The sequence below is a fragment of the Pseudomonas sp. YQ_6 genome (assembly GCF_043103245.1).
GTDB classification, from domain to species: Bacteria; Pseudomonadota; Gammaproteobacteria; order Pseudomonadales; family Pseudomonadaceae; genus Aquipseudomonas; species Aquipseudomonas alloputida.
In genome coordinates, this window is sequence record NZ_JBICJR010000054.1 from 78,515 (window position 1) to 90,795 (window position 12,281).

8 protein-coding genes are annotated in these 12,281 nt (G+C 64.4%); 5 read left to right on the plus strand and 3 right to left on the minus strand.

The window, feature by feature from the left end; translation table 11 throughout:
* The first annotated feature begins 46 nt into the window (after positions 1 to 46).
* Positions 47 to 1,228 carry a hypothetical protein gene (locus ACF8FG_RS18850; protein ID WP_014590813.1) on the plus strand — a complete coding sequence of 394 codons (1,182 nt, stop codon included), beginning with the start codon at positions 47 to 49 and terminating at the stop codon, positions 1,226 to 1,228.
* Positions 1,229 to 1,349: 121 nt separating this feature from the next.
* Here ACF8FG_RS18850 and ilvA read toward each other — a convergent pair whose 3' ends face one another.
* A complete protein-coding gene (gene ilvA, locus ACF8FG_RS18855) occupies positions 1,350 to 2,909 on the minus strand; it encodes a threonine ammonia-lyase, biosynthetic (protein WP_019437511.1) in 1,560 nt (519 codons plus the stop codon).
* Between the two features lie 181 nt (positions 2,910 to 3,090).
* Positions 3,091 to 3,522 carry a PACE efflux transporter gene (locus ACF8FG_RS18860; RefSeq protein WP_318081798.1) on the minus strand — a complete coding sequence of 144 codons (432 nt, stop codon included), beginning with the start codon at positions 3,520 to 3,522 and terminating at the stop codon, positions 3,091 to 3,093.
* 192 nt (positions 3,523 to 3,714) lie between these two features.
* On the opposite strand from ACF8FG_RS18860, the gene nrfB reads away from it, so the two are divergent.
* The 4 genes from nrfB (at position 3,715) to ACF8FG_RS18880 (ending at position 10,946) form a co-directional block, all read left to right on the plus strand.
* On the plus strand, positions 3,715 to 5,889 hold the full coding sequence (gene nrfB / locus ACF8FG_RS18865) for a cyclic di-3',5'-guanylate-activated glycosyltransferase NrfB (RefSeq protein ID WP_014590810.1): 2,175 nt from the start codon (positions 3,715 to 3,717) through the stop codon (positions 5,887 to 5,889).
* Positions 5,886 to 8,891, plus strand: a complete 3,006-nt coding sequence (locus ACF8FG_RS18870) for a phage receptor (protein ID WP_119713558.1) — start codon at positions 5,886 to 5,888, stop codon at positions 8,889 to 8,891. The genes nrfB and ACF8FG_RS18870 overlap by 4 nt, the downstream gene beginning before the upstream one ends.
* Positions 8,891 to 9,730 carry a DUF4434 family protein gene (locus tag ACF8FG_RS18875; protein WP_014590808.1) on the plus strand — a complete coding sequence of 280 codons (840 nt, stop codon included), beginning with the start codon at positions 8,891 to 8,893 and terminating at the stop codon, positions 9,728 to 9,730. The genes ACF8FG_RS18870 and ACF8FG_RS18875 overlap by 1 nt, the downstream gene beginning before the upstream one ends.
* A gap of 124 nt (positions 9,731 to 9,854) precedes the next feature.
* Positions 9,855 to 10,946: a diguanylate cyclase gene (locus ACF8FG_RS18880; protein ID WP_119713557.1), complete on the plus strand. Its 1,092-nt coding sequence runs from the start codon at positions 9,855 to 9,857 to the stop codon at positions 10,944 to 10,946.
* Positions 10,947 to 10,976: 30 nt separating this feature from the next.
* Here the strand turns inward: ACF8FG_RS18880 and ACF8FG_RS18885 are convergent, their stop codons facing one another.
* On the minus strand, positions 10,977 to 12,278 hold the full coding sequence (locus ACF8FG_RS18885) for an ATP-binding protein (protein WP_014590806.1): 1,302 nt from the start codon (positions 12,276 to 12,278) through the stop codon (positions 10,977 to 10,979).
* Between the last annotated feature and the right edge of the window lie 3 nt (positions 12,279 to 12,281).

Consider the following 12,281-nt stretch of genomic DNA (forward strand, 5'->3'; position numbering starts at 1 on the left):
GCGCGACTTTGCTTGAAGCTTGAGGCTCGTAGCTTGGAGCTGCTTCATGCGAATCATCGACAAAACCGCCACCCAGGTGCGCAGCCTGACCCCCGCTGAAGAGGAACTGCTGGTCGGCTTTGCCACCGGCAGCCTCGCCGGCCCGCGCCTGCTACAGGCCAACCAGCTACTGATGAACGTGCGCAACGCCAACCAGTGGCTGGCTTGTGACTGCCGCAACGATGCCTTGCCGGTGCTCAATGTCACTCTCAACGGCAGCACCGGCACACTTTTCCTCAAGAACAACCCGGGCACCGCCGAGCACGCGCCTGGCTGCCCGTTCACCAAGGACGAGCGGGAAGCCGCCGAACGTGAAAACGACCCCGCCCCACCCGCCGCCTGGCTGCCACCCGATACACCCTTGCGCCTGATCAGCGACTTCCGTGCTGGCACGGCCGGTGGCGCCGGCGATGGCAACGACAGACGCGAACAGCAGCGCCTGCTGTCACTGCTGCTGACCTGGATTGAAACCAGCGGGCTCAACCTTTACGCCACCCACCTGAAGAAAGACCTGACCACACAGTTTGCCGAGTTGCGCAGCGTGGCCAGCCGCTATCCGCTGCTGGAGCGGGTGCCCGCCAGCAACTACCTGGAAACCCGCCTGGACATGAAGCACATGATGATGCTCAAGTCCCGCCTGCGCGAAGCTTCTGTGTTCGGCAACCATCGCCGCCACGGCCTGCTGCTGGACTGCGTCGACCAGATCAAAGGGCGCAAGTTGTTCAACAACCGCAGCGAGGACGGCTTCGACTTCCAGGGGCATCACCTGTACTGGGGCGGGAGCCGCACCACCGGGCCGTTGCTGGCGCTGATGATCTACTCGCCGACCAGCGCCGGTAGCCATTTCTATGAGCTGATCCATGTGGCCAGTGTGCCCGTGCTGTCGCGCGCGCACTTGTTCCCGGTGTACCGCGATGAAGAACGCGAGCCGCTCAAGGCATTGGTGTCGCTGATCGACTGGATGGCCAGTAAAGGGGTGAAAGTGCAGATGCGTCGCCCCGTGATCGGTGGGCAGGTGATGGATGAACTGGTGCTGACCTCGGACCAGGACCGGGTGTTGTCAGTGTCGCTGCTGGAACAGCCCATCGGCCCCGAGCCGGATACCGAGAACTTCAAGCGCTACGCCGACTTCAAAAGCCTGGAAACATTCCGCAAGTTCGTTGCCGGCTTTTTCATGCGCGAGCGTTGAAACCCACTCGCTGGCTCGCGCAGTTCCCTGCAGGAATCGCCCTGCCCTTTGGGCGGGGCGGTCACGCAGCGAACACAGGCGGCAAGCAGCTAGACACGCTTGCATTGGCCACACAGGCGCGTCAGCCCAGGAACAGCTTGTACGCCGGGTTGTCAGTCTCGTCCCAGTACCGATATCCCATCTCGTCCAGCGTCACCGGCAAGCCCGCCAACTCGTCCTCTGGCACTTCCAAAGCAGCGAACACCCGCGCCTGCGCCGCACCATGGTTGCGGTAATGGAACAGGCTGATGTTCCAACGCTTGCCCAACCGCTCCAGAAACCCCAGCAACGCCCCTGGCCGTTCGGGGAACTCGAAGCGCAGTACCCGCTCATCAGCCCCTGACGCGGCATGCCCACCCACGGTATGGCGCACATGCAGCTTGGCCAGCTCATTGTCGGTCAGGTCCAGCACGCTGTACCCCTGCTCCCGCAAGCTGGCCAGCAACTGCTCACGGGGGTCATGCACCGGGTGGGTCTGCACGCCCACGAACAGGCGCGCCTCCTTGCCGGGGTAGAAGCGGTAGTTGAATTCTGTGATCTGCCGCTTGCCCAGTGCCTGGCAAAAGGCCCGGAAGCTGCCCGGCTGTTCCGGAATTGTCACCGCGATGATCGCCTCGCGCTGCTCGCCCAACTCGGCCCGCTCGGCCACATGGCGCAAGCGGTCGAAATTGACGTTGGCCCCGGAGTCGATGGCCACCAGGGTCTGTCCCTGCACACCTTCACGCGCCACGTACTTCTTGATACCGGCCACGGCCAAGGCCCCGGACGGCTCGGTGATCGAACGGGTGTCGTCGTAGATATCCTTGATCGCCGCGCACAGTTCGTCACTGCTCACCGTCACCACCTCGTCGACGAAGTGGCGGCACAGCTCGAAGCAATGGGCGCCGATCTGCGCCACCGCCACACCATCGGCAAAGGTGCCGACCTGCGGCAGGATGACGCGTTCGCCGACGGCCATGGCAGCCTGCAGGCAGTTGGAATCCACCGGTTCGACGCCGATCACCTTCACGTCAGGGCGCAGGTACTTCACGTAGGCGGCGATACCGGCGATCAAGCCGCCACCGCCCACGGGCACAAAGATAGCGTCCAGCGCCCCCGGGCGCTGACGTAGGATTTCCATGGCCACGGTACCCTGCCCGGCGATCACATCCGGGTCATCGAACGGTGGCACGAAGGTCGCGCCTTCGCTGTCGGCCAGCTTCAGTGCGTGGGCCAGCGCATGGGGGAAGCTCTCGCCATGCAGCACCACATGCCCGCCGCGCGAACGCACGCCTTCCACTTTCAACGATGGCGTGGTGGTGGGCATGACGATGGTTGCCTTCATACCCAGATGCGATGCGGCCAAGGCCACGCCCTGGGCATGGTTGCCCGCCGAAGCGGTGATCACCCCGCGCTCACGCTGCACATCAGTCAGTCGCGACAGGCGGGTGTAGGCCCCCCGGATCTTGAACGAAAACGTAGGCTGCAGGTCTTCGCGCTTGAGCAACACCTGGTTGCCCAGGGCAGCAGACAAGGCCGGGGCCGGTTGCAGGGGCGTTTCAATGGCCAGGTCGTACACCGGCGCCGCAAGAATGCGCCGCACCTGCTCCGACAGCAATTGCTGGGGGGTGACGGTAGTACGAGGGACACTGAAACTGGTCATCGATGACTCCTTGGCTATTTTTACGTTGCCCAGGAGTCAGAGAGAAAAAACCCGCCTCCAGGGCGGGTTCGGTGCACGTACGCGCTAGCCCGCCAAGCTGATAATGGCGGTAATAATAATGGCGTTCACGTGCGGGAATGTATTCATGGGGTAGGAACTTAGCCTGCCTCGCAGCCGAAAGTCAACACTTGGCCTGCTGCGCCGAAAGCGGCACATCGAACACCTTGTCGAAGCCCCACTGGAAGACAAAGGCGTAAACGAAGAAGAACACGAACAACGCCAGGTTGGTCAGCAGTGCGGCCCACAGGCTCACGTCCAGCCAGTACGCCACCAGCGGCAACAGGATCACCACCAGCCCACCCTCGAAGCCCAGCGCATGCAGCAGGCGCCGCAGGAAAGTGCGCTCACGTTTGAGCTGGCGCGCTTCCCAACGTTCGAATGCCCAGTTGTAACCCATGTTCCAGCTCATCGCGATGCCTGACATGAGCACCGACAGCACGGTCGACTGCGCCATGCCGGCGCCGAACGCCAGCTCCAGTGCGGGCGCCACGCAGGCGACGGCGATGGCCTCATAGAGAATGGCCTGGACGATCTTGCGGGCCTTACCTTGCATGTTCAGCTCCCTGAATGAACGACCTGTAAAGCTACAAGATGCAGCCCGCAAGAAACAGCCCGAAATTTGGACAATCCCGCATTCGGCTGCTTGTATCTATCCCGTACATGACAGTGACATCTCCTGCACCTTCGTCGAGGGAACGAGCGAGGATAAGACGATGGCCCACTCTGCCCTGCCGGTGGCTGACACATGAGCCTGGTATTCATCGATTTTCTCACTTACCTGCTGTTCGGCCTGAAGCTCCTGGCGATCACCCTTGCCTCGTTGATGTTCCTGCTGGGCCTGGACGACCTGTTCATCGATCTGTGCTATTGGGGGCGCACGCTGATCCGGCGTTTTCGCATCTACGGCAAGTTCGAAAGGGCCGATGAGAAGCGCTTGTACGAAGTCCCGGAAAAACCTTTGGCCATCATGGTCCCCGCCTGGAACGAAGTTGGCGTGGTCGGTGAAATGGCGCGCCTGGCCGCTTCGACCATCGACTACGAGAACTACCAGATCTTTGTCGGCACCTACCCCAACGACCCGCAAACCCAGGCGGACGTGGACGCGGTGTGCCTGCACTTCCCCAACGTGCACAAAGTGGTCTGCGCCCGCCCCGGTCCCACCAGCAAGGCCGACTGCCTGAACAACATCATCGACGCGCTGCTGCGCTTCCAGCAGGACGCCGGCATCGAGTTCGCCGGTTTCATCCTGCATGACGCCGAAGACGTGATCTCGCCGATGGAGCTGCGCCTGTTCAACTACCTGCTGCCGAGCAAGGACATGATCCAGATCCCGGTGTATCCCTACGCACCGGAGTGGAAGGGCTTTACTGCCGGCCACTATGTCGACGAGTTTGCCGAAAACCACGGCAAGGACGTGATCGTGCGCGAAGCGCTGACCGGCCAGGTCCCCAGTGCCGGCGTCGGCACCTGCTTCAGCCGCCGCGCCATCAGCGCACTGCTCGAGGACGGCGACGGCATCGCCTTCGACGTTCAAAGCTTGACCGAAGACTACGACATCGGCTTTCGCCTGAAGCAAAAAGGCATGAAGTGCATTTTCGCCCGCTACTCCATTACCGACCCGGCGCTGACCCTGAAGCAGGAATGGCGCCCAGGCATGAGCCGCGAATTCTCCCAGGTGATCTGCGTGCGCGAGCACTTCCCGCGTGACTGGCAGCATGCCATCCGGCAGAAGTCGCGCTGGATCGTCGGCATCGTGTTCCAGGGCACCAGCAACCTCGGCTGGAGCCGCAAGGGCGCGCTCAACTATTTCCTCTGGCGTGACCGCCGCGGGCTGTTCGCCTACCTGCTGAGCTTCCTGGTCAACCTGTTACTGCTGGTGTTGCTGGCCATGTGGCTAGTCACGGTCATTGCGCCGGAGTCGTGGCGCTTCATGTCGATCCTCAGCGACAGCTGGTTGCTGTCGACCCTGCTGTGGCTGAACGGCCTGATGCTGCTCAACCGGCTGTTCCAGCGCGCCTGGTTCGTCACCCGCTTCTATGGCATCGGCGAGGGCCTGCTGTCGGCCCCGCGGATGATGTGGAGCAACTTCGTCAACTTTTTCGCCAACCTGCGTGCACTGCGCCAGGTAATGGAAATGGGCGATTCGCGGCGCGTGGCCTGGGACAAGACCACCCACGAGTTCCCCGCCATCGCCTCCCCGGCTCGCACACCACTGGGCCAGCGCCTTGTGGCCAAGGGCCTGATCACCGACGAACAGTTGCAGCAGGCCATCACCAGCCCGGTTCGTCGGCGCCTGGGCCGCGAATTGCTACTGCGTGGCTGGCTGAACAGTGAGCAGTTGGTGGCCACCCTGGCCGAACAACTGGACCTACCCTGGGCACCGCTGAACCCGTTCAAGCTCAGCCCGCAACTGATCGCCAAACTACCGCGCAAGCTGGCCACCCATTACGGCGTACTGCCCGTGGACGAAGACGGCGACACCCTGATCCTGGCCAGTGAAAGCCCGGTCAGCCAGGTGTCGCTGGGTGTGATCAGCCGCCAGCTGAAACGCCCGGTCAAGGCACGCCTGGCCCCCCAGGGCCGGGTCACGCTGGGCCTTCGCTACCACTACCCAAGCCCCTGGCAGCATCAAGAAACCCGAGACATGCTGGCTGTGCTTGAACGCCACCAGGACGACGAAGCGCTGCTGGAGCGGGTCAGCCATCACCAAGTCATGCTAGGCGCGCTGCTGCAGGTGCGCGGCATGGTCCCTGTCACCCTGTTCAACCAGGCGTTGATCGACTTCGACCCCGAACACCAAAGCCTCGGTGAGCACCTGATTGCCCGCGGCATCATCACCAGGCAGGTGCTGGAGCAGGCCCTGATCGAACAGGCCAGCGAACAGCAAGTGGCGATTGATCTGACCCGGGAGGTGGCATGAAGCCGCGTTTTTCCCTCACCTTCACTGGCCTGCTGCTGTGCTCCGCCGCCCTGCCCGTTGCCGCTTCGGCGCCGATGACCGACTTCCAGCGGTTCACCAGCTTTCCGTTTATGGACCGCAGCTATCGCGAGGCCAGGAAAGACAACTGGGCTGAAGTCGAGCGCCTTACCCGCCATGTCCTGGGCCGGGTGCCGAACAACGACGAAGCCCGCGCCCTGCTGGTCGAAGCCCTGGCCCACCAGCGCCGTTACAAGGAGGCCCAAGCGCTGGCTGAGCAGCTAGGCGACAGCCCCGAATACGCCGACGCCCTGCTGGAGCTGCGCCTGACCTGGATCGAGCAGGACCCGCCACCGGCCAGCCAGGTGGAACAATGGCTGGCCGCCAGCGACGGCAACCACCGGGTACAGCTGTGGCAGGCCTACAGCCTGAGCCTGGCCAAGTTTGGTGGCGCCGCCAAAGCGCTGGGCTGGCTCAACCAACTGCCGCCCGGTGGGGACGGCCAGGTCCTGCGCCTGGCCCGGGCCACCTTCGCCGAACAGCTGCGCAACTGGAAAGAAACCATCGAGCAACTGCAGCCGCTGGCCGACACAGGCCAGTTGCCTGCCCAGGACTGGCAACGCCTGGCCAATGCCTATATCCAGCAAGTCGACGAAAAGGGCCTGACTGCGCTGCTGGCCCACGCCCCCTCCCCCGCAGCGGCCAACCAGACGCGGCTGGCCATGGCCAACCGCGCCATTGCCGTCGGCCACCACCAGCAAGCCCAACGCTGGCTGCAGTCGCTACCGCCAGATCAACTGCAGCAACCCGAGCAGCGCCAGCAACTTTGGCAACTGGCCCGCGAAGGCGACGATGCAGCGCTGGTGCGGCGCCTGAGCAACGACCTGCAGCGCCCCTGCCTTGAAACGGTCGACTGGCTGTCACATCAAGACCCGGACCTGGCCCGGGAACAGTTCAAGGCTTGCTCCGCCAGCGCCGACCCTCGGGCCTATGCCGTGCTCAAGCAGCGCCTGTATGGCGCCCCGCCGCCGCCCCCGCAGCCGCGCACCGCCGCTGAATGGGAACAACGCTATCGGCAGACCGGCGACCTCGCCGCCCTGGAACAAACCACCTTCCTGTTGACCGAACAGGGCCACGGCGATCACGCACGGCACTTGCTGGAGCAGGCCTACGACCGCCACCAGGGCCGCCTCGGCCCATCGCTGCTACAGCGTCTGGCCAACCTGTATGCCCGTGACGACGGCCCCCTGGACAGCCGCCGCATGCTCGGCCTGATACCCCGGGTCAACGCCAACACCCGCGCCCAGTTGCTCGGGCGGCTGGCTGAGGCCGGCCAGTGCGATGCCGTGCGCCAGGCAGTGCCGGCCACCCCGAGCGAACCTGGCCAGTACCGCGCCCTCGGCCGTTGCGCCATGCCCGACCAGCCGGGTGAGGCGGTGGTCTACTACCAGGCTGCCGAGCGTTTGGGCGACCCTGGCAACCGTCTACCGCTGGCCTACGCACTCGAAGCGGCCGGCGACTCCGAAACCGCCCAGCCCATCTGGCGCAGCCTGCCAGACAGCGCCTTTACCGATAATGCCCGCCTCACCGCTGCCCGCGGCGCGCTGAATGCAGGCGACGCCGATGCAGCACGCCGCTACTGGGACGCTGCCGCGCATCAGAGCGCTGATGACTGGGCGCTGGGCGCCGCCATCGCCCAGCGCCAAGGTGACCCGCAGGCCGCGCTGGGCTTCCAGCGCCAGGCGCTGGCGCACAGCCCGCGCGCCGACCACTACTACGCCGCGTCCAGCACCGCGCAACTGGCCGGCGACAGTGCGCAGAGCACCGCCTGGCTGGCCGAAGCCGTGCGCCTGGCCCCCAACCAGCCGCGCTATCGCGCCGACTACGGCATGCGCCTGGCTGGCTCGACAGACAAGGCTCAGCGCATGCAATCGATCCCCTACCTTGAACACGCCACTCACGACTTCCCCGAGGACTACCGCCTTGGCGAAACACTCGCCTTGCGCTACGACGAACATGCCGACAGCGCTGCGGCACGCCGCGAACTGCGCCGCATCCTCGACGTAGAGCAGAACCTGGTCGACGGTGATGACGAATACGGCAGCCTGGAGGCCCGCAAATACCGCCAGCGCCGCGCCCACGAGAGCCTGTCACGGCGCGACACCATTACCCTGGCCAGCACCTGGTCGCCGGCCGGCACCTCGACCAACGACAAGTTTCTCGACAACGGCCAGCGCAGCGGCAGCTCGCGCCGGGCGCAATCGCAGAACGTGCAGCTGGCCATGTGGGACCATGCCCTGGGCGAGGAGCCCAGCCGCAATGGCAGCACCCTGTCAGTGTATGGCCGGGTACTGTTCGGTGGCCAAAGCCGCACCGACTATGCCCAGAGCATGGGAACCGGTGTCGGCCTGCGCTACAAGCCGCTCGGCCAGGCCAACCTCAACCTGTATGCCGAGCTTTACCACCAGCGGCAGATCGACGAAGCACACTATCGCGGCCTCAGCCTTGGCCAGTTGCTGAGCCCGGCCAAGGTCGGCGGCAACTGGGGCGATTTGCGCCACCACGCCGAATCGAGCAATGACCTGCTGCTGCGCGCCACCGCCTCGTTCCTCGACCAGGGAGGCTGGCGCAACGATTGGCGCATCGATGAGGACGACTGGAACGAACGGTTCCTCTACCTCGATGCTGCCTGGTGGACCCGCGCCGGCGACCATGCCTGGCTGTCGCGCTACCAGCAGGGCCACGCCTGGAAGCTGCCGGGCAGCTCGCCGCAAACGCTCATGCCCTACGGCTTTGTCGAGTTCTCCAGCCAGGACCCCAGCAACGACTGGCGCCAGGACGCCCGCGTCGGGGTTGGCGTGCGCTGGCAATGGTGGTTCGACGACGACCGCTACAACGCCTACCGCGGCTCGCTGAAAGTGCGTGCCGAGTACCAGCAATCGCTGGGCGGTAACCTCTACGAGCGCGCCAACGGTGTGCTGGTCGGTGCGGAGATGACCTTCTGATGCGTACGCTCATCGCCTTCTGCCTGCTGGCCCTGTGCCTACCGGCCACAGCTGACCAGCGCCTGTTCTACCAACCCCTTAACCGCGATGCCAGCGTCACACCCGCCCAGTGGCAGCAACTGTGGCAAGCCACCGCGGCCAAGGGTGGCAAAACCCTGATCGTGCAATGGAGTGCCTATGGCGACAGCGATTTCGGCGGTGCCCAGGGCTGGCTGGCCAACAGCCTGCGCACCGCGCGCGCCGAGGGCTTGCAGCTGGTGCTGGGGCTGTACATGGACCCGGCCTACTACCAGCGACTCGACGAGCTGGATGGCGAGGGCCTGAACAGCTACTGGAAAGCGCAGCTGGGGCGGTCGCTCAGCCAGTACCAGCAACTGCGCCAGGCCTGGCAATTGCCAGTGGACGGCTGGTACCTGCCCATGGAACTGGACGACCAGCATCTACGCGAGACCGAACGGCGCGATGCGCTGTACAGCCAGTTGCAGGCCTTCAACCGCCAATTGGACAAGCCGTTGCATATCAGCGCCTTCAGCACAGGCAAGCTGTCGCCGCGGGTCAATGCCGTCTGGCTGGATCAACTGGCCGGCTTGGGCTTGACTGTGTGGTGGCAGGATGGCGCCGGCACCGGGCGTTTGCCGGCGTTGGTGCGTCAGGGCTATGAGCAGGCGTTGCCGTGCCGGGTGGGTGTGGTGCGCGAGGCGTTCCGCCAGGTGAGCGCACCCGAGCAGGCGTTTCGGGCGGAGCCTGCCGAACCCAGGCTGAGTAGCGGGTGCCATGCCGAGGCAGTGTTTGCGTTGCGCTACCGGCCCTGGGCCCGGGGTATCTTGCCACAGCAATGAATCGCCAGGGCCGGCCTCTTCGCGGATAAACCCACGGGTCTCCCGCACCGTACGGCCCCTGTAGGAGCGGGTTTACCCGCGAAAGGTCCAGGCCTGAAAAAGTAGTAGCCTTCGGAGCCAACCGATGTTCAAGACCATCGAAGCCCACGTACGCCAGCAGGTCGCGCCCGCCGCCCTGCGCGCCGAGTTCCGCCAGCACGAATTCGAGTCCATGCGCTCGTTCTGCCTGCTGGTATTCTCGATCAGCGTCCTGATCTGGCTGGTCTTCGACCTGATCGTCAGCTTCCTCGGCGACCAGGGCTTCACCTGGCTGTCCTTCCTGTTCATCGCCCTGCTCGGCAGCCTGATCGTAGTGCTGCGTTTCACCCGCCGCAGCCATCACTTCGACGTGCTCAACCTGCTGTTCATTACCGTCATCACCCTGGGCATGCGCCTGGTGATCGAAGGCATCCCGATAGCCCTGCGCCCAGTTTGGTTGGTGCTCGGGGTGTCCACCGTGCTGTATGCCATGTCGGTGCTGCCGGTGCGGCGCTGGTCATTCTTCTGCGCCATGGTCATCACCTGGGTGATGCTTAATCCGTTCTACCACACCCGCATCGAGCCCGATGCGCTCGAAGGCGCCATGCTGATCAGCTATGCCGTGTTTCTAAGCGGCCTGGTCAGCTACAGCTACCTGCAGATCCGCAATGCCAAGCTGCACAATTTCTACCTGTCCAAGGTGTTGCTGGAGCAGGCCTACGTCGATGCCCTGACCGACATTCCCAACCGCCGCTCGTTCATGGCCCAGGCCGACCGCCAGCTACGGATGGCGACGTCCGGGCAGTACCTGGCCATGATCGATATCGACAATTTCAAGCGGGTCAATGACCGTTTCGGCCATGACGTGGGCGATGAAGTGCTCAAGCGCGTGGCCCTGCATATCAAGACAAGCATGGCCGATCAGGCGTTTGCCCGGCTGGGAGGTGAAGAGTTTGCGATCTTCTTTGAAGGGCTGGATCAGCAAGGGGCCGAGCAGCGAGTGGCAGCGCTGTGCCAGCGCGTGCGCGAGGACACTGGCGAGCACCCGGTCACCATCAGCATTGGCCTGGCCAAGATCAACCGGGGAGAGAGCCTGACCACCGCGCTGGTCCGCGCCGACCAGGCGTTATATGAAGCCAAGCACACTGGCAAGGACCGCTTTGTGTCGTGGTCCAGCGAGCTGGCAGAGCAGGATTAGCAGGCCCGTCTCTTCGCGGTTGCAGCGCCCCTATCCTCCGGCGGGTAAACGAATCCTGAACTGCGCCCCACCCAGCGCCGACTGCGCCAGGGTCAAGGTGCCACCCTGCCCCTCGATCGCCCGGCGGCTGATTGCCAACCCCAGGCCAAAACCACCGGTGTTGCGATCGCGGCTGCGGTCCAGACGGTAGAACGGCTGGAAAACCCGCTCGCGCTCCTCCACAGGGACGCCAATCCCGTCATCCTCCACCGTCAGCAGACAGGCGCCATCGGCTTCCAGGCGCAAGCGCAGCAACAGGCTTTCATCGCAATAGCGCATGGCATTGCGCACCAGGTTCTGCACCGCGCGCGCCGTCAGCCGCGGGTCCAGTACAAAGCGCGGCAACTCACCCTCGGCCCGCACTTCCCATTGGATACCCCGGCCATCGAGCTCCTCGGCAAAGCCGCCAAGCACACTGTCGACCAGCTCCAGCAGCGATACCTCCACCCGCTCCCGCGCCTGGTCGGCGTTGTACAACCGACTATAGGACAGCAGCTCCAGCACCAGTTCATCCAGCTCGCGCACATGCCCGACCAGCTCCAGCAGGCGCTTGCGGCTGGCTGGCGGCACTTCGTCGAACAGCAGCACCAGGCCGAAGTCCAGCCGGGTCAGTGGCGTGCGTAACTCGTGCGATACCGCATTGAGCAGTTCACGCTGCTGGTTGACATGGCGTTCCAGGTCACTGGCCATGGTGTCGAATACCCCGGCCAGTTCACCAATGTTGGAGTGAGGCGAAATGTGCGTACGCTCGGCCATCTGCCCCTGGCCCAGGCGCCGAGCGGTCTCCTTGAGGCGCTCCAGATCACGCCAGTGCGGCCAGACCCACAGCAGCAGGCAACCCAGCATGGCTGCACCAATCAATACGGTCACGCCCCACGACAGCACGTTGATGTCCAGCGGGTCTGGCGGGGAATGCAGGCTTACCAGCCACTCCTTGTCCAGCGGCGCCAGCACCGTCTCGTAATAGCCCCACTCGGCAATGCGCACTGCGTACAGACCATGCTCCAGGCGCGCCTGCTCTTCATCGCTCAAAGCGGCCTGGTCCATGCGCTGCAACTGCAGTTCCAGCGGCGCGAAATCACTGGCCAGCTCCTGCTCCACCGCTGACCACTGCTCGCGCGGGGCCTGGCGGAACTGGCGCACGATCAACGCCTGTACACCCTTGGCCTGGTCCAGGTTGTAGGCCATGAACCGGTCGCGGAACAGGCCGACGATGGTGTCAGGGATGAACAGCAATGCACCGGCGTAGGCGACGATGATCACCAGGTACAACCGCACCAGGATCTTGAGCATGGC